General features: G+C 34.6%; 21 protein-coding genes and 3 tRNA genes. 9 read left to right on the top strand and 15 right to left on the bottom strand.

Annotated features, from left to right (window positions below; translation table 11 throughout):
- Positions 1-123: 123 nt before the first annotated feature.
- Positions 124-1,806, bottom strand: a complete 1,683-nt coding sequence (locus tag AB8B52_RS04955) for a carbamoyltransferase (RefSeq protein WP_406025824.1) — start codon at positions 1,804-1,806, stop codon at positions 124-126.
- 305 nt (positions 1,807-2,111) lie between these two features.
- Here AB8B52_RS04955 and AB8B52_RS04950 point away from each other — a divergent pair, with 305 nt between their 5' ends.
- Positions 2,112-3,263 (top strand): trans-sulfuration enzyme family protein, encoded by a 1,152-nt coding sequence (locus tag AB8B52_RS04950; RefSeq protein ID WP_406025822.1) that lies wholly within the window; start codon positions 2,112-2,114, stop codon positions 3,261-3,263.
- Here the strand turns inward: AB8B52_RS04950 and AB8B52_RS04945 are convergent.
- Genes AB8B52_RS04945 through AB8B52_RS04935 form a run of 3 tightly spaced genes read right to left on the bottom strand, consistent with a single transcriptional unit; the run spans position 3,247 to position 7,497 of the window.
- Entirely contained in the window at positions 3,247-3,984 is a 738-nt protein-coding gene (locus AB8B52_RS04945; protein WP_406025820.1) for a DUF2490 domain-containing protein, read from the bottom strand. The two genes, AB8B52_RS04950 and AB8B52_RS04945, sit on opposite strands and share 17 nt — an antisense overlap.
- A gap of 7 nt (positions 3,985-3,991) precedes the next feature.
- Positions 3,992-5,602 (bottom strand): phosphoenolpyruvate carboxykinase (ATP), encoded by a 1,611-nt coding sequence (gene pckA / locus AB8B52_RS04940; RefSeq protein WP_406025818.1) that lies wholly within the window; start codon positions 5,600-5,602, stop codon positions 3,992-3,994.
- A 56-nt stretch (positions 5,603-5,658) separates the two neighbouring features.
- On the bottom strand, positions 5,659-7,497 hold the full coding sequence (locus tag AB8B52_RS04935; protein WP_406025816.1) for an SLC13 family permease: 1,839 nt from the start codon (positions 7,495-7,497) through the stop codon (positions 5,659-5,661).
- A 415-nt stretch (positions 7,498-7,912) separates the two neighbouring features.
- Between AB8B52_RS04935 and bshB1 the strand changes: the two genes are divergently transcribed.
- From bshB1 to AB8B52_RS04905, 6 genes are all read left to right on the top strand, one after another.
- Positions 7,913-8,635, top strand: a complete 723-nt coding sequence (bshB1, locus tag AB8B52_RS04930; protein ID WP_406025814.1) for a bacillithiol biosynthesis deacetylase BshB1 — start codon at positions 7,913-7,915, stop codon at positions 8,633-8,635.
- 58 nt (positions 8,636-8,693) lie between these two features.
- A tRNA-His gene (locus tag AB8B52_RS04925) sits at positions 8,694-8,769 on the top strand.
- A gap of 429 nt (positions 8,770-9,198) precedes the next feature.
- Positions 9,199-11,466: an aconitate hydratase gene (locus AB8B52_RS04920; protein WP_406025812.1), complete on the top strand. Its 2,268-nt coding sequence runs from the start codon at positions 9,199-9,201 to the stop codon at positions 11,464-11,466.
- Positions 11,467-11,584: 118 nt separating this feature from the next.
- Positions 11,585-12,262 (top strand): Crp/Fnr family transcriptional regulator, encoded by a 678-nt coding sequence (locus tag AB8B52_RS04915; RefSeq protein ID WP_406025810.1) that lies wholly within the window; start codon positions 11,585-11,587, stop codon positions 12,260-12,262.
- Between the two features lie 43 nt (positions 12,263-12,305).
- Positions 12,306-13,199, top strand: coding sequence for an anti-sigma factor (locus tag AB8B52_RS04910; RefSeq protein WP_406025808.1), 894 nt, complete (start codon positions 12,306-12,308; stop codon positions 13,197-13,199).
- 81 nt (positions 13,200-13,280) lie between these two features.
- On the top strand, positions 13,281-13,856 hold the full coding sequence (locus tag AB8B52_RS04905) for a TlpA family protein disulfide reductase (protein ID WP_406025806.1): 576 nt from the start codon (positions 13,281-13,283) through the stop codon (positions 13,854-13,856).
- Positions 13,857-13,869: 13 nt separating this feature from the next.
- Here the strand turns inward: AB8B52_RS04905 and AB8B52_RS04900 are convergent, their stop codons facing one another.
- The 6 genes from AB8B52_RS04900 to AB8B52_RS04875 all read right to left on the bottom strand — a co-directional run bounded on the left by AB8B52_RS04900 (position 13,870) and on the right by AB8B52_RS04875 (position 17,936).
- On the bottom strand, positions 13,870-14,316 hold the full coding sequence (locus tag AB8B52_RS04900) for a beta-carotene hydroxylase (protein ID WP_406025804.1): 447 nt from the start codon (positions 14,314-14,316) through the stop codon (positions 13,870-13,872).
- Between the two features lie 21 nt (positions 14,317-14,337).
- A complete protein-coding gene (locus AB8B52_RS04895; protein ID WP_406025802.1) occupies positions 14,338-15,177 on the bottom strand; it encodes a phytoene/squalene synthase family protein in 840 nt (279 codons plus the stop codon).
- Positions 15,178-15,202: 25 nt separating this feature from the next.
- Positions 15,203-16,663, bottom strand: coding sequence for a phytoene desaturase family protein (locus tag AB8B52_RS04890; protein ID WP_406025800.1), 1,461 nt, complete (start codon positions 16,661-16,663; stop codon positions 15,203-15,205).
- A gap of 6 nt (positions 16,664-16,669) precedes the next feature.
- Positions 16,670-17,569 (bottom strand): MerR family transcriptional regulator, encoded by a 900-nt coding sequence (locus tag AB8B52_RS04885; protein ID WP_406025798.1) that lies wholly within the window; start codon positions 17,567-17,569, stop codon positions 16,670-16,672.
- 155 nt (positions 17,570-17,724) lie between these two features.
- Positions 17,725-17,808, bottom strand: a tRNA-Leu gene (locus tag AB8B52_RS04880).
- Positions 17,809-17,863: 55 nt separating this feature from the next.
- A tRNA-Lys gene (locus AB8B52_RS04875) sits at positions 17,864-17,936 on the bottom strand.
- A gap of 129 nt (positions 17,937-18,065) precedes the next feature.
- Between AB8B52_RS04875 and AB8B52_RS04870 the strand changes: the two genes are divergently transcribed.
- Positions 18,066-18,587, top strand: coding sequence for a shikimate kinase (locus AB8B52_RS04870; RefSeq protein WP_406025796.1), 522 nt, complete (start codon positions 18,066-18,068; stop codon positions 18,585-18,587).
- Here the strand turns inward: AB8B52_RS04870 and AB8B52_RS04865 are convergent.
- Genes AB8B52_RS04865 through AB8B52_RS04855 form a run of 3 tightly spaced genes read right to left on the bottom strand, consistent with a single transcriptional unit; the run spans position 18,579 to position 20,070 of the window.
- A complete protein-coding gene (locus tag AB8B52_RS04865) occupies positions 18,579-19,082 on the bottom strand; it encodes a phosphoribosyltransferase family protein (RefSeq protein ID WP_406025794.1) in 504 nt (167 codons plus the stop codon). The genes AB8B52_RS04870 and AB8B52_RS04865 overlap by 9 nt on opposite strands.
- Positions 19,082-19,669 (bottom strand): methyltransferase domain-containing protein, encoded by a 588-nt coding sequence (locus AB8B52_RS04860; RefSeq protein WP_406025792.1) that lies wholly within the window; start codon positions 19,667-19,669, stop codon positions 19,082-19,084. The genes AB8B52_RS04865 and AB8B52_RS04860 overlap by 1 nt, the downstream gene beginning before the upstream one ends.
- Before the next feature lie 26 nt (positions 19,670-19,695).
- A complete protein-coding gene (locus AB8B52_RS04855; protein ID WP_406025790.1) occupies positions 19,696-20,070 on the bottom strand; it encodes an RNA-binding S4 domain-containing protein in 375 nt (124 codons plus the stop codon).
- 135 nt (positions 20,071-20,205) lie between these two features.
- On the opposite strand from AB8B52_RS04855, the gene AB8B52_RS04850 reads away from it, so the two are divergent.
- Entirely contained in the window at positions 20,206-21,270 is a 1,065-nt protein-coding gene (locus AB8B52_RS04850; RefSeq protein ID WP_406025788.1) for an FKBP-type peptidyl-prolyl cis-trans isomerase, read from the top strand.
- Between the two features lie 72 nt (positions 21,271-21,342).
- Here AB8B52_RS04850 and AB8B52_RS04845 read toward each other — a convergent pair whose 3' ends face one another.
- A complete protein-coding gene (locus AB8B52_RS04845) occupies positions 21,343-21,942 on the bottom strand; it encodes an outer membrane beta-barrel protein (RefSeq protein WP_406025787.1) in 600 nt (199 codons plus the stop codon).
- 66 nt (positions 21,943-22,008) lie between these two features.
- Positions 22,009-22,962: a transketolase family protein gene (locus tag AB8B52_RS04840; RefSeq protein ID WP_406025785.1), complete on the bottom strand. Its 954-nt coding sequence runs from the start codon at positions 22,960-22,962 to the stop codon at positions 22,009-22,011.
- Between the last annotated feature and the right edge of the window lie 184 nt (positions 22,963-23,146).

Raw genomic sequence — 23,146 nt, 5'->3', positions numbered from 1 at the left:
TAGCGTGTTCTATGTTACGCTTTTTTAACTAGATCGAATGCGATTTTGTTAAAGGTAACACATTGCTGTCTTTTGTTGTATGTGAATTAAGTAAGTTGATGATAAACAATTAGCGGACTCCAATTATTTTTCAAGCACATAATTTCCAATCACTAAAGCATCTAAACCAGTAGAATAAAAACAGCGTAAAGCATCTTTAGGCGATTCTACAACAGGTTCACCTTGAATATTGAAACTGGTATTTAAAACCACTGGAACTCCCGTTTTATCTCCAAGTTTTTTAATTAAACTATGATAGGTCGGATTGATTTCTTTTCTTACCGTTTGAAGGCGTGCAGTACCATCAACATGCGTAATAGAAGGAAGAATATTTTGTTTGTCCTTTAACACATTACAAACTTTAAGCATGAAAGGTGCTTCTACTTCAAGATCGAAATAAGTTTTGTATGATTCCACTAATGCTGAAGGCGCAAACGGTCTGTAAGCTTCTCTATGTTTTACTTCAGAATTAATTTTTCGTTTCATATCAGGAAAAGACGGATTGGCAAGTATGCTTCGATTTCCAAGTGCTCTAGGCCCAATTTCCATGGCACCTTGAAACCAACCAATAATTTTTCCCTTTTCTAATAGTACAGCTGCCGTTTCTGAGGCATCCTCTACATAAGTTGCCTTTAATTTAGCACCTTCGATGGCTTGTTTAATGTCGTCGTTGGTGTATGCGGTTCCGACATAAGGGTCATTGTGTTCAAACGTTCTATTATTTTTTAGCAAGCCATTATACAAATAATAAGCAGCACCAATTGAGGTACCATTATCACCAGCAGCAGGCATCACATAAACATCTTTAAAAGGAGTTTCTCTTACTATTCTGCCATTCATCACGCTATTTAACGAAACACCACCTGCTATAACGAGATAATCGGCCTTGGTTTCGTTATGCAGAAAACGACACATTTCAAGTACTTTATTTTCTAAAACATGTTGAAATGCAGCAGCAAGATTCACATGATTATCCTTAAATTCTCCATCTTTAGATCTCGGCTCACCAAAAAGCGCCACAAACTTTTTAGAATACGATTCTTTAGTTAAATATTGATAATTAAAATACGATAAGTCTACTTTTAATCTGCCCTTGTCATCAACATTAATCATTTTGTCAACTTCGTCTTTATAGACAGTATGGTCTCCCATAGGAGCAAGTCCCATGGTTTTGCCCTCGTCATAGTTGGGCTTAAATCCGCAAAACTGTGTTACCGTTTCATAAAATGAACCTAAGGAATGTGGAAAGAAACTTTCACTAAGTTTTTTTATCGTATTATTTTCTCCATAGCCTAACCACGTGGTTGCCCATTCACCAGAGCCATCAATACCAAGTAAGGCTGCTTTTTTATAAGGCGATACAAAAAATGAGCCTGCGACATGCGTTAAGTGGTGCTCAATAAAATGAACTTCAGGACCATTTGTTTTCCAAATTTTATTATACCATATTTTAAACCGACGTTGTTTGGCATAAGCGTTCACCACATGATGCCCAAAAAAAGGCATAAACAGTTTTGGTCGTTTTAATAAAAAGGTGAGTTTATTAAACCAGTTGGTGGTTGGTTTTATAGATACCGCAATGTGGTCAACATCGGCAAATGTTAATCCAGCAATATCCAAACAACGTTTCGCAGCAAGCTCTGGAAAAGCTTGAGTGTGCTTATCTCTATTTAAGCGTTCTTCTTCAATGGCTGCAATAAGAATTCCATCTTTTACAATACAAGCAGAAGAATCATGAAAGTAGTAATTTAGGCCTAAAATTATCATTATTTGAGTCTTTAGAAGTGTAAAATAAAGCAATGTTTTTAACTAAAGCTTATAAATTCTATACAGAACATTATTTATTCGTTGAACGCTTGTTTAAATAGTGTCAATCGAAGAATTGTTTTGAGCTGCTAAGTTATTATTTATTCTAACAACGAATGTAGTGGATTCTTATATGTAATCTAGGATATCTAGGTTGTAAATTTTAGGACGATGTATAATTTTTGTAAACCAGAACGTTTTTGTGGTGAGTTACGACTGTTATTAATATCATTTTCCTTAGCTTTAGTCTTTAAATAAAAAACGAAATGTCAAAGAAAAAATTAGGGTTAAATACTATTTGTTCTCATATTGGTGAAGTGCCTGATACACAATTTAAAGGAGCTGTGTCACCAATGTTTTTAAGTTCATCTTATGAATTTTTGGATGTTGATGTAAAACGTTATCCACGTTATTTTAATACTCCAAATCAAGACTATTTAACGAAGAAAATTGCAGCTTTAGAACACTCGGAAGCAGCAATGATTTTTGGGTCTGGCATGGCTGCTATAAGTACCATGTTTTTGGCTTTTTTAAAACAAGGAGATCATTTAGTGGTTCAAAATACGTTGTACGGAGGCACTGTTAATTTTATAAAGGAAGAGTTTCCGAAGTATGGCATAGACTTTACATTTACTAATGGCTATCAAGCAGAAGATTTTGAAGCTGCTATAAAAGATAATACAAAGTTGATTCATATTGAAACTCCTTCAAATCCTTTATTAACTGTCACAGATATTAAAGCTATTGCGGCACTTGGCAAGTCTAAAGGAATTTTTACGTCCATTGATAACACATTTGCCTCGCCTGTAAACCAAAAACCTTTAGATTTAGGTATCGATATGGTGATGCATTCCGCAACAAAATATTTTGGTGGTCATAGTGATATTTGTGCAGGAGCGGTAGCAAGTTCATCAGAACATATTGAACGTATTTGGAATGTTGGAAAAAACTTAGGAGGCAGCTTAAGCGATATGACGGTTTGGATGTTAGAACGTAGCATGAAAACTTTAGGACTGCGTGTTAAAGCGCAAACTAAAAATGCCATGAAACTCGCAAAATGGTTAGATAAGCACCCAAAAATTTCGAAAGTCTACTATCCAGGATTAAAGTCGCACCCAGAGCACCAATTAGCAAAATCACAGATGAAAGGTTTTGGCGCCATGTTATCTTTTGAATTGACAGAGGATTTAAATTCTCAAGAATTTCAAAAACAATTAAAACTGATAAAATCTTCCATGAGTTTGGCAGGAGTGGAGAGCACCTTGCTGTCTCCGCATTTAACATCACATGCCTTGTTAACGCAAGAGGAGCGCGATGCCATTGGTATTAGCGATCAGCTCATTCGGTTTTCTGTTGGTATTGAAAACACGAAAGATTTAAAAGAAGATATTCATCAAGCGATTACGGCTTTAGCTTAGTTTTTCTATGATCGGTTTTAAAATTAAGACCAACCATGATTCTGTTGAGGTTGTTTTTTCTAATATGTTGCTTTAAATAGCCAGCGCTGATCTGTACATTTTTTATAAGATGGGCACCAATACCAACGTAGAATCTGTTTTCATGAAATACCTGATCTTGAAAATTAACGAACCCTTCTTCGGTAAGTGCCAAGAAAAAGGTATTGTTAAGCTTGTAACTTAAGCCTAGACGGTATCTAAATCTATTTTGAAGCTCGTTTCTGTTACTAAATTCTAAAAACCGAAGTTCTAAACGTGCACGATGATTAATGTTGAGTTTACTAAAAGTGTGTTTGTAAGTGTATTGTTCTAAAATACGATGCTCAATAACATGTGGCACATCATCAAATTCAAAAACAGTATCAATATCTAAGTAGGCATAGCCCAAGCCGAATGTGGATTTTGAATTGATATGATAATTACCTCTTAGAGATAAAAATAACAAGTTATAGTTAGAAGATGGTTCGTAAAAACGCAGTTCGGCATAAGGAGTTACACTGATGCGTTCACTGAAGCGATGGTTACTTCCATAAGTGTACCATGAACCCAAGAAATCTTCAGAAGGATTTTGTGCTACGGCTGTAGTTTGAAATAGAATAAGGACCCATAAGATGTTGAATATTTTCATATCGAAAATGCGGTTAAATAAAAAAGAGCCCATTTCTGAGCTCTTTTCAGTCATGGAACTATTAAATATGATCATGTAATTGATGATGTTCGTCAATTAATGGACCTCCTTCAATAATGTGTTCTGATGCTTCACTTGAAAACTTTTCAAAGTTGAGATGAAATGAATGCGCAAGCTGAATCGATTTGCTGATATAGGCTCCTTTTTGTAACCAAGTGTTAATTGGGTCTAATAATTCTGTTGGCACATTTGGACATTCTTTTGGCATAAATAATCCAAATATAGGATGTTGCTCAAAGTCAACAGTTTCTAACTTACCTTCAAGAATTGCTGTAATCATCGCTCTAGTATATTTCAATTTAATACGCGATCCAACACCATAAGGACCACCAGACCAACCTGTGTTTATGAGCCAAACGTTAACACCTGCATCTTGCATTTTTTTACTTAACATTTCAGCGTACACTGTTGGATGCAAAGGCATAAATGGTTCGCCAAAACAAGCCGAAAACGAAGGTACAGGTTCGGTAATACCAGCTTCTGTACCAGCAACTTTAGCAGTGTAACCTGATATAAAATGATAAGCGGCTTGGCCAGGAGTTAATTTAGATACTGGTGGCAATACACCAAAAGCATCTGCCGTTAAGAAGAAAATATTGGTAGGGTTACCAGCAAAAGAAGGTTTCTGAATATTATCAATATGATAAATAGGATAACTCACACGTGTATTTTGTGTAATACTGCTATCCAAATAATCAACTTCTCCGTTCGCTTTAAAAACTACATTTTCAAGGATGGCACCTGGTTTAATAGCTCGAAAAATATCGGGTTCTTTGTCTTCAGTTAAATCAATGACTTTAGCATAACAACCTCCTTCAAAATTAAAAATGTTGTTATCCGCTGTCCAGCCATGCTCATCATCACCAATTAATTTACGATTGGGATCCGCAGATAAGGTGGTTTTTCCAGTTCCAGATAACCCAAAGAAAATGGCAGTATCTCCAGCTTCACCAACATTTGCAGAACAATGCATTGGTAAAACGTCTTTTTCAACAGGAAGAATAAAGTTTAATGACGAAAAAATTCCTTTTTTAATTTCACCTGTATAAGCAGAACCACCAACTAAGGCAACTTTCTTTGTAAAATTAAGTAGTGAAAAATTTCCTTGACGCAAACCAACGGCTTTAGGGTCTTTAGCTTCGTAACCTGGAGCACAAAGCACTAACCAATCTTCTTGGAAGTTCTCTAATTCAGATTCGTCCGATCTTAAAAACATATTATAAGTAAACATATTAGACCATGGATATTCGGTCACGGTTCTAACATTTGTTTTGTATTCAGGATCAGCACATACAAAAGCATCTCTGACATAAATTTCTTTTCCGCTTAAATAATTGACGATTTCTGATTGTAAATAATCGAAGTTTTCAGGAGAAATAGCTTTGTTTGTTTTTCCCCACCACACTTTGTCTTTCGTATAATCGTCTTTTACAATAAAGCGATCTTGTGGTGAACGTCCTGTAAATTTCCCTGTATTAATGGCTAATGTGCCATTTGCAGTTTCTTTTCCCATCCCTTTTTCAATAGTGATGGCTTGTAGTTTCTCTGGTGACAAATTCCAATGTGCATTGGTGTCTTTTAGTCCGTACTTTGTGAGGTCTCTCGTTTTCATAATCCGTTGTTTTAATGTTTCCATGATTTATTAAAAAAATTAATCCGACTCTCGGGTTAAAATGGCCATATCAATGGCACTAATATTAATGAGGTTATTAAGAAGAGCAGCAGCAATGGCGCACCTACTTTTAAATAATCTATAAATTTGTAGCCACCTGCGGTCATAACCATAGCATTGGTGGTTGTACCAACAGGAGTTAAAAATGCAGTGGAAGCACTAATGGCGACCACAATCATAAATGGAGCCGCAGAAATATGGAGGGTGTTGGCTGCAATAATGACAATGGGTGCCATGAGTACTGCAGTGGCTGAGTTATTAATGACTTGACTAAACGTTGTGGTAAGTAAAAACACACCACCCAATAACACAACAGGATGCAAGCTACCAAGCGTGTCCACTAATCCATTGGCAATTAATTCTGCTGTGCCTGTTTTCTGTAATGCAATGCCCATCGGTATCATGGCTGCAATCATCACAACGCTAATCCAGCTTATGCCTTTATAGGCTTTTGATATCGGAACACAACCAGAAATTAAAATAATACCAGCAGAAATCAATGCGGCAATGGCACCTGGTACAATTTTAAAAACAAGCATTACAATCATTAATGCCAAAGCGGCTAAAGCAATATAAGACCTTGTGGTAAGATTAGTGACTGTTTTTGCCATGCCTTCAGGACTACCACAAATGACGAGATGTTCATAATGATTTTTAAGATCTTCAATGGCACTCCATTCTCCTCTAATTAAAAATGCATCACCAGCTTTTACTAAAATTTCGCGCTCTAGTAAAGGTCTTGCATTTCGCGAAGCAGCCATTAATTGCACATTAAAACGCTCAAAGAAATGACTAGATTTTAAATTTTTACCTACGAGTTCAGATTGTGGTGTCACTAAAACTTCTGCCATCCCAACCTCTTGGTTGATGAGGTTATTTCGTAATTCATCAGCTATAGGTTCTAGAGGTAAAAGTCCTAATCTAAATTTTATCATTAAGGCGTTAATGGCTTCCGTATCTCCTTTAACCGTTATAATGTCATGGTACAAAAATTCAGTATCATCCGTTGGTAATTCAATAAATGGATCGTTGCCTTTTAGCATACTAGGATGTCTCCGCTTAATTCGTAATATGGTAATGCCATGTTCTTTTTCAAGATGCCAATCACCCAATTTAGTGTTTAAGAATGGAGATACCGAACGGACTCTCAATCTGTAATAATCACCATCCACTTTATAGGCTTCAATCCATTGGTGAAGTGTGGTACTTACATTGACCGGCTTGTTATTGGTTTTGTTGTTTGGTAATAATCGGTAACCCACAAAACGAAAATAGAGTAGGGCGATAATTAATAATGGCAAGCCTATAAGTCCGAATTCAAAAAATGAAAACCCTTCTAAGCCACTTTCTAATATGGTGTTGTTAACAATAATATTTGGAGGTGTACCAGTTAAGGTCAACAAACCACCAGTATTAGAACCAAAAGCCATTGGCATTAATAATTTAGAAGGTAAGGTGCCAATACTCCAAGCAGAGGATATCGTTACAGGCATTAAAGTCGCTACAGTACCAGTATTACTGACGACTCCAGAGAGTAAACCAGAACCTAGTGTGGTGATTAACAGTAGTTTTATTTTGCTTTTACCAGCCATTTTAATAAACTTTTCCCCAGCTAAAGCGGTCCAGCCAGTTTGAGATAAGCCTTCTCCAATGATAAAAAGCGCAGCAATCATAATAACGGTTGGATTGCTAAATCCGCTAAGCGTTTCTGTTAAATCTAATATTCCAAAAATGAACAAGCTTAACATGGAAATCAGTGCAATAATATCTGGCGTAAATTTTCCCCAAATAAATAAGAATATTGTAATAACTAATATGGCTATCATTAAGCTCATCGTGGTTCTTCTTTTTAATTATAATGTAAAGGTAAAGGCATTAAGAAGCAATATTTATGACGAATGTCATACTTTTATACTATTGCGAATTTTTCAATTTTGAAGACAATTTTACTCCAAAAAGAAGTATTAATGTAAACGAAACCGTTTTCGGATTGAAAAGAAAGCGACAATCTATCTTCTTTTTAATATTTTTGACATTTAAGGGAAGGTAAAATGTATTGAAATGCCCTAATGAATTTCAATTGGAGAGCGAAAAAAGGGGGTTGAACCTGTTTAGTCCTACTTTAACAAAATGAATTTAGACAGATAAACCGAGCATATTATAAGTGTTATCATTTGGAAAAAATGATGAATAGCGAACAGTTCCGATAGTTATCAGGTTGACTTATAAATAAACAATAAATATAAACAGATGAAATTAGATATATTAGCCATTGGTGCACATCCAGATGATGTAGAATTAAGTTGTGGTGCCACCTTAGCAAAAGAAGTTTCTAAAGGTAAAAAAGTAGGAATTATTGACCTTACGAGAGGTGAATTAGGAACAAGAGGCACTGCTGAAACTAGAGATGAAGAGGCTTTTAATGCGGCTAAAATTTTGGGAGTACATTCTCGAATTAATATGCGATTCGCAGATGGTTTTTTTATAAATGATAAAGTCCATCAGCTCGAACTAATTAAAATGATTCGTTATTATCGTCCAGAAATTGTGATCTGTAATGCTGTTGACGACCGACATATCGATCATGGTAAAGGCAGTCAACTAGTTAGTGATGCTTGTTTTTTAAGTGGCTTAATAAAAATTGAAACGATTAATAAAGATGATAATTCCGTACAACACCCATGGAGACCCAAAGTCATTTATCATTACATACAATGGAAGGATTTAGAGCCAGATATAGCCGTTGACGTCACAGGTTTTATGGATGTAAAAATGGAAGCTGTCTTAGCCTACAAAACACAGTTTTTTGATCCTAACAGTGATGAGCCTGAAACACCAATATCTAGTAAAAACTTTACGGATAGTATTGATTACAGAGCACGTAACTTAGGGAGATTAATTGGAGTAGCGCATGCCGAAGGGTATACGGTTGAACGTTGTGCTGCCGTAGATTCGTTGTTTGATTTAAAATAAGTGAAAAACAGTTTGCAGGAAATAACAAATAATATATCTTTGCAATCCAATTTAAAATGGTGGTTGTAGCTCAGTTGGTTAGAGCGTTGGTTTGTGGTACCAAAAGTCGCCGGTTCGAACCCGGTCTTCCACCCAGAAATACAAAGCTTCTCTGAAAAGAGGAGCTTTTTTTGTGGATTAAATTCTAAATGAATAACTAGGGTGAGACGTTTATGCCCAAACAAACCAGCTTACAAAAACCAACCGCTCTGTTATCCGCAATTTAAAAATGAAATTTTAAGAGGTGCTTAGCTATGGATCACTAGTATGAGATTTTTAAAATCGATATTAAAGGCGACTTGCATAAATTCATATTCATAATTATTCTAAATAATACTTATTGTTAAATTATTATCTATATGCTCATTTTTTTGTTAATTGCTTACTTAATCCTAGGTGGAACTCAGGAATTGTGACTTATTTTCAATAAAAATCCAATTTCGTTACAGATTTTAAAATCCCCTTTATAATTTGTAAATTTGTGACACTTATTAAATAATAATTATCAACCTTAAATATACTATATGGCTTTTGACATTGATATGATTAAAAAGGTTTACGCTAACATGACGGAGCGCGTTGATGCTGCTAGAGAAGTCGTTGGTAAACCATTAACACTTTCAGAAAAAATATTATACGCTCACTTATGGGACGGAAAACCTACAAAACCATTCACTCGTGGAAAGGATTATGTCGATTTTGCTCCAGACCGTGTGGCTTGCCAAGATGCTACAGCACAAATGGCTTTATTACAGTTTATGCAAGCTGGTAAGGCAAAAGTGGCTGTACCAACTACGGTCCATTGTGATCACCTAATACAAGCTAAAGATGGTGCTGCAACAGATTTAAAACATGCAAATAGTACCAGTAGTGAGGTTTTTAACTTCTTAGAATCAGTATCTAATAAATATGGTATCGGATTCTGGAAACCAGGAGCAGGTATTATTCACCAAGTCGTCTTAGAAAATTATGCATTTCCTGGTGGAATGATGATTGGTACAGATTCACATACCGTTAACGCTGGTGGATTAGGAATGGTTGCTATTGGAGTAGGTGGAGCAGATGCTGTAGATGTTATGGCAGGTATGGCTTGGGAATTAAAATTTCCAAAACTCATAGGTGTAAGATTAACCGGAAAATTATCAGGTTGGACAGCGCCAAAAGATGTCATTTTAAAAGTAGCTGAAATTTTGACCGTAAAAGGTGGAACTGATGCCATTGTAGAATATTTTGGGCCAGGAGCCCTATCAATGTCTTGTACAGGTAAAGGTACCATTTGTAATATGGGTGCTGAAATTGGAGCAACCACTTCAACATTTGGTTACGACGATTCTATGGAGCGTTATTTACGTGCTACAGATAGAGCTGATGTTGCAGATGAAGCTAATAAAATTAGACCTTATTTAACTGCAGATGCAGAGGTGTATGCAAATCCAGAACAGTACTTCGATCAGGTTATTGAAATTAACTTATCTGAATTAGGCCCTTTATTAAACGGTCCTTTTACTCCAGATTTATCAACAACGGTTGGTGCTGAAATGACTGAAAAGGCTACAGCAAACGGTTGGCCAATGCAAGTAGAATGGGGATTAATTGGTTCTTGTACCAATTCATCTTACGAAGATTTATCGAGAGCATCATCTATTGCCCAACAAGCTTTAGATAAAGGTTTAAAAATGAAATCGGAATTAGGCATTAATCCTGGTTCTGAGCAAGTACGTTATACGGCTGAACGCGATGGTATTCTCGGAATTTTTGAGGAATTAGATGCTAAGATATTTACAAACGCTTGTGGCCCTTGTATTGGGCAATGGGCAAGATATAGTGATCCTAAAAATGCACCAAAAAACAGTATTGTACATTCTTTTAATAGAAACTTTGCGAAGCGTGCCGATGGAAATCCAAATACACACGCCTTTGTAGCATCACCAGAATTAACAGCAGCTATTGCAGTTGCTGGCCGTTTAGATTTTAATCCTTTGAAGGATAAATTAATCAACGAAAATGGCGAAGAAGTGATGTTTGATGAACCAACAGGATGGGAATTACCACCTAAAGGTTTCGATGTAAAAGATAATGGTTATTTAGAGCCAGTGGCTGACGGAAGTGGAGTTGAAGTTTCTGTGAATCCAACATCTGAGCGTATTCAATTATTAGAGGCTTTTGTGCCACTTGGTGATACCATAACTGGTGCTAAATTGTTAATTAAGGCGTTTGGAAAGTGTACAACCGATCATATTTCTATGGCTGGACCTTGGTTGCGTTTTAGAGGACATTTAGATAATATTGCTAATAACACATTGATAGGTGCCGTTAACGCATTCGGAAAGAAAACAAACTTCGTTAAAAACCAATTAACAGGAGAATTTGGTGGAGTGCCAGATACGGCTCGAGCTTATAAAAAAGCAGGTGTAAAATCTATAGTTGTAGGTGATCATAACTATGGTGAAGGCTCTTCTAGAGAACATGCAGCAATGCAGCCGAGACACTTAGGTGTTGCCGCAGTCATTGTAAAGTCGTTTGCACGTATTCATGAAACCAACCTTAAAAAACAAGGCATGTTAGGTTTAACGTTTGCTAACGAAGCAGATTATGATTTAATTCAAGAAGACGACACGTTTAACTTTATTGATTTAAATGAATTTGCACCAAACAAGCAATTACATTTAGAGGTGGTACATGCAGACGGAAGTAAACATACAATTGCTTTAAATCACACGTATAACCAAGCACAAATTGATTGGTATAACGAAGGTTCTGCGCTTAACTTAATTAAGAAAGAGAACGCTTAATAAGTTACAGTCTTATAGTTTAAAAAGCTCCTAGTTGTGTACTAGGAGTTTTTTTGTGTCTTATTTGGAAGGTATTACCATTTATTTCGACTACAGTTACTACTAAAACAAGTTAACTATGAATTCAATATGGGTCTTTGAAGAAGTCAATCTATTTAACTTGTTATGTCCTCATAAATTCAAGACTTATGCAGCTTGCCATACGTTTGACGACTATAAAAAAACAGACTACATTTATTTTGAAGATGATGCTGCCAATAAAGTCTATCTTATTGAAAAAGGAAAAGTAAAAATTGGTTACTACAACGAAGACGGATCAGAAGTCGTAAAATCTATATTGAGTAAAGGAGATCTTTTTGGTGAAAAAGCGATTTTAGGAGAGGAAAAACGCGATGAATTTGCACAATCTATAGATAATACAACATCCATTTGCCCAGTGAGTGTGGATACTATGCATGAGTTGATGAGAGATAATAAAACCTTCGGCTTAAGAATTTATAAATTTATAGGTTTTAAGTTTAAAAAGTTAGAACGACGTTTGCAGCTGCTTTTGTTTAAGGATTCCAAAACGCGTTTAATAGAATTTTTAGATGAACTTTGTGAAGATTATGGCTATAACTGCGAGAAAACGGGCGACCATGTCATTAGACATCCGTATACACAGAAAGATATGGCGTCACTGATTGGCACATCTAGGCCAACTATAAACATTCTGCTTAACGAACTCAAAGAAGAAAATTATCTCAATTTTAATGGAAAAGAGATAAGAATTTTAAAAAGAGTTGCTTCGTGTTAGCTGGCTAACATTTTATAACATTGAGTTACTATAATTTTGAAGTATGAACTTTAAAATAAAAAAAGTAATGATGAAAAAAATGATTTTAGCAGTTTTGGCATTAGGAATTTTTGCCACTTCTTGCAGTAGTGATGACGATAATACGGCTCCTACAAATTCAAATTTAACCCTTAATCTTAATGGTTTAGAAGCTTTAGGGAGCGATTTTGTTTACGAAGGATGGATTATTGTAAATGGGTCTCCTGTATCAACAGGAGTATTTACAAGTGTAACTTTTCCACAAACCTTTTCAGTAAATACGGTACAACTAAATAACGCAGAAGCATTTGTACTTTCCATTGAGCCATTAATGGATAGCGATCCTGCACCTGCAGCAACGAAAGTATTGCGTGGTGAATTTTCAGGAAATGCAGCAGCAGTAACCACGGATTTAGTAGGTGATTTTACTAATGCATCAGGACAATTCTTTTTAAGAACTCCAACTGATGAAACAGGAACAAATAATATGAATGATGAATACGGTGTTTGGTATGGTACACCTGGAATGCCACCAGCTCCAAATTTTGTATTACCAACGTTGCCAGAAGGTTGGGCTTATGAAGGTTGGGTTGTTGGTGAAACAGGACCTTTAACAACCGGTACATTTACAAACTTTAATACGGTTGATAATGCAGCACCATTTAGTGGTACAGCGCAGTCTGGGCCTCCAGTACCAGGTGAAGATTTCTTTATGAATGCACCAACAGGTGAAACATTTCCATTAGACATAAGAGGTCGTACGGTGGTAATATCAGTAGAGCCAGTTCCAGATGATTCGCCTGCACCATTTGCAATGAAACCTTTATTAGGTGTTGCTGGTAATGAAACGGCTCCGGCAGTTCATGCATTTGATTTAAACTTAGGTTCTTTACCAACAGGAACCGTAACGAGAAATTAAAATTGAGTTTTAATTTGTTAAATTTGAAGCGTAATACTAAATTTTAGTGTTGCGCTTCTTTATGTTAAGAATATAGCATCGATGACGAAATCAAAGAAAAAAAATTCTAAAATTTATAATATTATTGCTGTGGTAGTCGTAGCATTATTCATTATTCCGCAAACTAGAAATCCAATTCAGATTGTTTTGCACAAAGGATTGAGCTTTATAAATTCAGCTTCGTTTATAGATAAAGAAGATCAAAAAAATATAAGTCATCTAAGTTGGAAATTAAGATCTCATTCTAATACGCAACTCAATTTAAAAAACACCAACGGAAAAGTTGTTTTCATCAATTTCTGGGCAACTTGGTGTCCTCCTTGTATTGCCGAAATGCCAAGTCTTCAAGATTTGTACAATGATTATAATGATACAGTGGTTTTTCTATTTCTAACAGGAGACGATAGTAAAACAGTAGACCAATTTAAATTAAAAAGAGGATTCAATTTTGAAGTCTATGAGCCAATGTCAGAAGTTCCAGAGGCCTTAAAAACAGGTTCAATACCCAGAACGTTTATAATTGATAAAAGTGGTGCCATCGTTGTTGATGAAACTGGTGCGATTAACTGGAATAGCGCCTCTGTAAGACAACAATTAGACGATTTACTTTCACAATAATATATGGCGATTTCTACTTGAAGTATTTAAAAGGTACGAGTAGCATCCCGAAATTTTCACCTTTATCTTTTCCTAAGTGTTTATGATGCATTTTGTGAGCACGTCTTACACCTCTGGCATATTTATTATCTATATTCCGAAGCCACTTAAAGCGTTGGTGAATAAAGATATCATGAACAATAAAATAAGCTAATCCATAAGCCATGATGCCAATACCGATTGGTAAAAAGTACCAAAGGTCTTTTTCTCCCCAAAGATACCAGCAACTCATGCTAACAACAGCATAAAAGATAAAGAAGGCGTCATTACGCTCAAACCAACTATCGTGGTCTTTGTGATGATGATCCTTGTGTAAATTCCATAAAAAGCCATGCATAATATACTTGTGCGTAAACCATGCATTAAATTCCATTATCGAAAATGTGGCGAAAAAGATTAGTATCCAAAAAAACGTTTGCATAATAGGTCTCTTATATCTGTTTTAAAGTAAATTGAGTTGGTACTTAACGTAACTGCGTGTTAGTAATTCTATCTTTCTGTAGTTGGGAACTCTGATACGCGTCGATTTTATTTGAAGCGCAGGAGTCTTTTTTAGCTTATCTAATAACTTGCTATAGTAACGATAAGCCATAAACACACCAAATTTTGCTTCAATTGGTAGGCGTTTGATACCTTCTAAACCTTTTTCAAAATCAGCTTCAATATCAGTAATAATAGCTTGTTTAGAGGTTTCGTCGAGTTCGTTTAAATCTGTATTTGGAAAATAAGTACGACTTAAGTCTTCAAAATCAGCCTTCAAATCACGTAAAAAGTTTACTTTTTGAAATGCAGAACCTAAGCTCATTGCTGAGTCTTTTAAATCGTCATATTGCTTTGTATCTCCTTTTACGAAAACCTTCAGACACATTAAACCTACCACATCTGCAGAACCATAAATATAATCTTTATACTCTTGTTCAGTGAGATAGTCTTTTTTATGCAGATCTAAACGCATACTTTTCATAAACGAATCTACCATGTGCTTATCAATACCGTATTTATGATATGTTTCTTGAAAAGAATTCAGTATGGGACTAAGACTAATTTTATCTTCCAATGCCGTTTCAAGATTACTTTCAAAATTATTGAAAAGCTTCTCTTTATCGTAATCATGAAAAGTATCCACGATTTCATCAGCAAATCTTACAAAACCATAAATGTTGTAAATATCTTGTCTAATGGTATCGGATAACATTTTTGTTGCCATAGAGAAGGATGTGCTGTAAGCATTTGTTACGGCTTTGCTGCATTCTCTGGAGACATCGTCAAAAATTGATTTCATTTTTTAAATTTCTTATGCTATGCTATTAAACTTCATTTTTTTCAATCAGTTCAGCAACGAGCTTTCCTGAAATTAAGGATGGTGGAACTCCTGGACCAGGCACTGTTAATTGACCTGTGAAATAAAGTCCATTTACCTTTTTACTTTTTAATTTTGGTCTTAAAAACGCGGTTTGCAATAGTGTATTTGCCATACCATATGCATTGCCTTTGTAAGAATTATAATCTTCAATAAAATCATTGACACAATACGATTCTTTAAACAAAACACGATCCTTAACACTTTGCGAGGTTCTTTTTTCGAACCGCTCTATGATTAAATCAAAATATTGCTCTCTTAGTTCTGGTGTGTCTTCTAATCCTGGTGCAATCGGAATTAAGAAAAAACCAGTTTCACAACCGTCAGGCGCCATACTGGCATCCGTTACTGAAGGAAAGTTAACATAAAATAGTGGATTTTTGGGCCATTTAGGATCGTCATAAATTTCTTCAGCATGATTTTCAAAATCGGTATCAAAGAATAAATTATGATGTTCTATGTTTTTTAATTTCTGGTTGAAACCAACATAAAAAAGTAGAGATGAAGGTGCAAACGTACGACTCTCCCAATACGACTCGCTGTATTGTCGGTAATTTTCATCTAATAATGTTTCCGAATGGTGGTAATCGGCTCCACTTAAAATAACATCTGAATGAACGACCTTTCCATTTACAGTAATGCTTGTGGCTTTTCCATTTTCTACTGTAATTTTTTCAACATTGCTATCGGTGTAAATTGAAACACCCAAACTCTCTGCTAAAGTTTTCATAGCTTTAATAACCTCATACATGCCTCCTTTAGGATGCCAAGTGCCTAATCCAAAATCTGCAAAATTCATAAAACTATAGAACGATGGAGTCTGATTTGGTTTAGCACCTAAAAATAGTACAGGAAATTCTAAAGTTGATATCAGTTTTGGATTGTTAAAGTTTTTACGAACTTCCGTGCTAATCGTTCTAAAAAAACGATCGACTCTTGTAATCGTTTCTTTTGTGACTAACTCAAAAGGCGATAAGCCTGGTTTTAAAACTACTTTGTTAATAGCAATATCGTAATGCTCTTGTGCTCTGGCTATAAATTTGCGCAAGGGTTTAGAGCTTCCAGTTTCAATGCGCTCAAATTCTTTACAAATCTGATCCATATGGTCACCAATGGTAATAACATCGTCCGAAAAGAAGATTTTATAAGCAGGACTCAATTTATCAAGCTGGTAATAATCAATTGTTTTTTTTCCGAAGTCATTAAAAAATTTATCAAAAATATCTGGCATCCAATACCAACTTGGACCAATATCAAAAGTAAAACCTTCTTTAACGATTTGTCGAGCTCTTCCACCAACAGAGGCGTTCTTTTCGAAAATAGAAACGGTATGTCCAGCTTGTGCTAGGTAGCAAGAGGCCGATAACGCTGAAAAACCTGAACCTATGATAGTAATTGTTTTACTCATTAAGTGTTATAATTCTTTAATTAAGGATTGAATGGATTTAAACGCTCTCATTCCTGAAGGTAATTTGTCGATATCAATACTGTTTAACATTTGACCTAATATCCAAAATTCAGTCTTTGGATTTTTTAGTAATAATTTGTCAAAATCAGTGATGTATTTTGCAATATGTTCTTTTTCAGGTTTTATCGTAAAATAAGAGAGGTAAATGACTTCATCGTAGTATCTCTGAAGGTCAGTTAGACTTTCTAATGGTACGCTTTGTCCCAAAAATATAGATTGATACCCTTTACTAACGATTTGATGATTAATAAACATCAATCCAAGCTCGTGGATTTCATTATCAGGTAAGTAAAGTACAAACGTTTTTGTGGAATTATTAGTCTGTTGCGACTGAATTTTTTCGGTATTTATTAATATTTTTTGACGTAATAGTGATGTAATAAAATGCTCGTGTGCTGTTGAAATGGTGTCCGTTTGCCATAGTAAACCTATTTCAGTTAACAATGGGATAAAAATATCATAGAAAATATCGTGGAATGCCTTTTCTTCAAGTAACGACTCGTACGTTTTATAAAACAACGCTTGATCAAAATTAAGCATAGCTAGTTTGAAAGCATTGATGGCATGACTTTCTAAATTAGACTCTGCTGCAATTTCTCTTACTAAAACAGGAATTTTTTTCTCATCAATAGTGGCTATTTTTGAGATTTTGAAACCATTATTATTAAGGTAACTGACATTTAATAATTTTTGAAAGCTGGCTAAGTCGTAATAACGAATATTTGTTTCAGTACGCTTTGGCTCTAAAAGGTTATAACGCTTTTCCCAAATTCTTATCGTATGTGCTTTAATACCTGTAAGATTTTCTAAATCTTTGATACTAAATCTGTTTTTTATGTTGTTCATTTTTTATAAAAAATCTTTAAACAAAAATAGGGTTTATTGTTAAATCTAGGCGAGAATTAACAAAATTATATAAAAAAAGAAAAAGTTGTGAGGTGAGCGTCTTTTGAAACCTATTGTTTTGAAGTTTTCTTCTAAATTCAAAAATTTATTAAAAGTGCGCACGAGAAGACTCGAACTTCCACGGACTAATGTCCACCAACCCCTCAAGCTGGCGCGTCTACCAATTCCGCCACGTGCGCAAAATAATAAAGTAAAGATAAAAAAAAAGCTAAGCAAAATGCCTAACTTTTTAAGTGACCAGTCTGGGGCTCGAACCCAGGACCCTCTCCTTAAAAGGGAGATGCTCTGCCAACTGAGCTAACTGGTCAAAATGCTTTCTCTTAACGAGGGTGCAAATATAAAATGTTTAATTAATAAAACAATACTTTTTTTATTTAAATTTTTGTTTTTTTGTAGGTGAATAACCTATCGGTTTAAAAATCAATTTATAAGCAATATGATTATAGTTTTAATAGGATATATGGGATCGGGAAAATCCACAATTGGTAAGGAATTGGCTACAGCTCTTAACTATGATTTTATAGATTTAGATGATTATATTTCTGATAAAGAACAAATAACAATACCCTATTTATTCAAGACTAAAGGTGAAATTTATTTCAGAAAGAAAGAAACAGAATATTTACAAACTATAATAGAGTCATCAGACAATTTAGTTTTAGCGCTTGGAGGCGGCACACCTTGTTATGGAAATAATATGGATGTTTTAAAAAGAACTTCGCAATTAGTTTCAATTTACCTAAAACTTTCAATTCCTCTTTTGGCAGAACGCTTATTTTTAGAACGCGAAGAGCGACCATTGATAAGCTATTTAAACTCTAAGGAGGATTTAATAGAATTTATTGGAAAACATTTGTTTGAGCGCAGCTACTATTATAGTAAAGCTGAATTTACACTTAAGACTGATGATAAAACAAAACCAGAAATTTTGCAATCGCTCTTAGAGTATTTAATCTAAATAAGCTTCGTAAGGCTGTTTAGATAAATTAACATGCACATGCTCAAATAAAGAGGTGGATAACGAAATACCTTTAAAATCTGCCTTAACAGGATATTTTTTATGATTACGATTAACTAAAACTGCTGTTTTAAATTGTTTTAAAGGAACATCTAAAAAGTGCTTAATACCATAAATAAGCGTGCTTCCTGAATTGAGGACATCATCAATAAGCACTATAGATTTATTCGTATAGTCTTCTTTACTAATAGATGTTTTTATTGGAGTAGTAGGATGTATTTTATCGATAGTTACTTTACACAAGGTTGATTGAATATTAGAGATTTTATCTAAATGTGTTTTAATTTTTTTAGCAAATAAGTAGCCGTTACTCTGAATACCTGCTATAATAAGTTCAGTTTCGTTGGCATTACATTCATAAATTTGATAAGCAATACGTTTTATTTTATGCTCAATTTCTTTATGACTTAAAATGGTATTTTTAGTAAGTGCCATTAGCTCTTTTTTTCAAAGATAAAAAACAGTTCTTTACCTTCTCGTTCTTTTATTGAATTTGTTGCAGGTTCTAAAACTTTTAGATGAAAGGTGCTTTTAAAAAGTAACTGGTATTCTAATAAACGGCCACCGAATGGTGGTCCTATTGTTGTTAATTCAAAATTAAAGAGTAAGCCTACGAGTTTGCCATTGGGTTTGAGCAAATCAGCCATTTTATCAACATAATCTTTTCTTAAATTTGGTGTAAGTGCGCAAAAAAAGGTTTGTTCTAAAATAAGATCAAAACTGTCATCTAATTGAAAAAAGTCAGCATTTATAAGTTGGTGCTTTGGAAATGTAGGTACTCGGTTTTTAAAATTTTCTAAGGGTTGGGAGACAATATCTAAAACAAAAACATTCTTAAAACCATTTTTCCATAAGTATTCAGCTTCGTAGCTATTGCCTGCACCAGGAATTAATATTTTAAGAGATGTATCATTAATTTGATCAATATATGTTTTTAGCGGAAGTGATATTTTGCCGATATTCCAACCAATCTCGTTTTTAGCGTAACGATGTTCCCAATAATGTTTGTTAATATGAGTCATGTTTCAATAGAACCTTTTAGTTAAAATTATTCTTCTTCATCGTCATAAAAGCCGTCAATATCACGTCGGTCTTTTTTTGTTGGTCTTCCTGCGCCTTTTTTACGATAATAGTCTTTGCTGTATTTTAAAAGCTCTTTGGCTTCAAAAGCAGATTTTGGAGTGGTATCCGTTCTATAAATATCAACAAGCTTTGCGCCAACTCGGTTTGGAGGTAAATCATTAACGGTGAGTTGGTAAATGATTTGATCTTTTCTAAGTTCAATTTTATCGGTAGGGTAAATTTCTCTCGACGGTTTAACGGCAGCTCCATTTACTTTTACTTGTCCTTTTTTACAGGCTTTGGTAGCAATACTTCGGGTTTTATAATACCGTACACACCATAAATATTTGTCAATTCGCATATTATTTTTACTAAAAACTACGTTAATCAGATAGTACAAAAATATTATATTATTGTATCTTGCACTCAATAAATAAAGCAATAATGAACTTCGTTCTTAAACTGTGGTGGTTTAGAGCGAGCAATACAAATTATTATGAAAATTAAAATTTTAAAATTTAGTATTCTTTTAGCAATTTTACTAGCGGTAGTTGTCTCTTGTGAAGACGATGATGACGTAACAACAGTCTTCGTTGAAATAGATAGAACCGAACAACAATTAGAAGATAATGAAATAATCTTAAATTATTTAGCTTCACATTATTACAATTCTAGTTTTTTTGAAACGGGTTCTAATCATAAATATACAGATATTGTGATAACCGAATTAGCACAAGATGCCGATGGTAATTTTGAAGAAGTTCCTGAAGGCCATACGTTACTTTCACAAGCGGTAGTAACAAAAAACGTTACTTATGAAGAAGCGGATTACGAGTATTACATCTTAAATTTAAATCAAGGAGGTGGTGAAGCACCGAAATTTACCGATGCTATACGTGTGAGATATGAAGGAAGCTCTATTAATGACGAGGTCGGTGGCGAAGAAGAAATCTTTGATTCTTCAATTATACCAGCAGAATTTAATTTGCAAACTGATTTTTTTAATGTTGGTGCTGTTATAAAAGCATGGCAACTAGTAATGCCACAATTTAATGCGTCTTCTAGCTTTGAAATCAATAATGATGGTGTTGTTGATTTTATAAATCCTGGTTTGGGCGTAATGTTTGTACCTTCAGGGTTAGCCTATTTCTCAGGAATCGCAACAGGCTCATCGTTCGATAATCTCATTTTCAAATTTGAATTATTACAATACCAAACTGTAGATCATGATAATGATGGGATTCCATCTTATATTGAAGATTTAGACGAGGATTTAGATGTGACTAATGAAGATGCAGATGAAGATGGTTTTTTTAATTTTATTGATAATGACGATGACGGTGATGGTGTGTTAACAATAGATGAATTAATACCAGGTACACGTTTAGTTGGTGAGACTTTTTCTCCTAATGAATTTGAAATTAGTAGATCTGAGGTTAATGGTGTAATGACTATTAAAACTGTAACAATTGCAGACTCACCTGGCAGCGATGGTCAGCCAGATGGTATACCAGATTATTTAGATGAAAATATAAGTATTAATTATAATGCGGATAATTAGAATATAATCTATGAGATGATATAAAAAATGCCACTCATTTTGAGTGGCATTTTTTTGTGTTTATTTCAACAATTATAAACCAATTGATAAACTTAGAATAAGTTGATCTGGTCTCGTGTCAATTCTGCTTATAATTCCGGAGTTTAAATTTGTATCTAAAAAGGTGGCTTCATTATCTTCAAAGCCTCTCTCATATCTTAAGTCGATACCGATATTATTAAAATTAAGTGCAATACCAAAATTAAGACCCACGGAGAAATCTTCTTGTATCTCGTCTATGTCAATACCTTCAAATTCAGAATTTATAATATATTGTAATGATGGTCCAGCAAAAACACTAACAGGGCCTAATATTTTTAAACCAACTAAAATAGGTGCATCAATCTTTTTAATCGAAAATTCATTACTATTATAGTCACTTTTTGTCGCAGTATAAACCAACTCTGGTCGCAGGTAGAGTTTGTTTCCAATTTTTCCAAAAACACCAACATGATAGCCTAGATTACGATCTGGGTTTTCGGCATTCGCATTTATGGATTCAAAATAATCTCCATTGGCTCCATAATTTAAGCCGCCTTTAAAACCAAACGCACTTCCCGTTTGTGCATTCAGACTGAATGCCATAAATGTAAAAGCGACAGTTATAAGAACTGATTTTTGCAACTGTTTCATAAGATTCGTTTTTAGATTAAACAAGTTCATAAGATGTATAATAACAAAAACGATACCAAAACGAAATTATTTTCTCGTAAGTACTTTTTTAACAGCATTTTGAATGGCATCACTATTCAAACCATATTTATCCATCAATTGTGCAGGTGTACCAGATTCACCAAAAGTATCGTTAGTAGCAACAAATTCTTGAGGTGTTGGATGGTGTTGCGCTAAAACTCTGGCAACGCTTTCTCCAAGTCCGCCAAGATAGTTGTGCTCCTCCGCAGTTACAATACAACCTGTTTTGGCAACAGATTCTAAAATAGCTTTATCGTCTAATGGTTTTATGGTGTGAATATTAATAACTTCAGCAGAAATACCAGCCTTATTCAGAGCTTTTGTAGCTTCTAAGGCTTCCCAAACTAAATGGCCAGTGGCCACTATGGTAACGTCAGTACCTTCTGTGAATTTAACGGCTTTACCAATCTCGAATTTCTGATCCGCAGGCGTAAAAATTGGAACAGATGGACGTCCAAATCTTAAATACACAGGGCCATCATAATCTGCGATAGCAATAGTTGCAGCTTTTGTTTGGTTATAATCACAAGGGTTAATGACGACCATGCCAGGTAACATTTTCATTAATCCAATATCTTCTAAAATTTGATGAGTGGCGCCATCTTCTCCTAATGTTAAACCAGCGTGAGAAGCACAAATTTTAACATTTTTACCAGAATAAGCGATAGATTGACGAATTTGATCATAAACTCTTCCCGTTGAGAAATTAGCAAACGTACCTGTAAACGGAATCTTACCACCAATGGTTAAACCTGCTGCGATACCCATCATATTAGCTTCTGCAATTCCTATTTGGAAAAAACGCTCTGGATTTTCATCAATAAATTCATTCATTTTTAAAGATCCAATTAAGTCGGCACACAAGGCAACAACATTCGGATTTGTGCGACCTAGTTCAGCTAAACCAGCTCCAAAACCACTTCTTGTATCTTTTTTTTCTGTGTATGTATATGTTTTCATAATAATGCCCATAAAAGCGGGTATCTTTTAATTAGTAATCGTTATTTTTTACTCTAAACTCTAAACTCTAAACTCTAAACTCTAAACTCTAAACTCTAAACTCTAAACTCTAAACTCTAAACTCTAAACTCTAAACTCTAAACTCTAAACTCTAAACTCTAAACTCTAAACTCTAAACTCTAAA

This window comes from Winogradskyella sp., assembly GCF_045105575.1.
Lineage (GTDB): Bacteria > Bacteroidota > Bacteroidia > Flavobacteriales > Flavobacteriaceae > Winogradskyella.
This window is presented reverse-complemented; position numbering and strand designations above follow the sequence as displayed.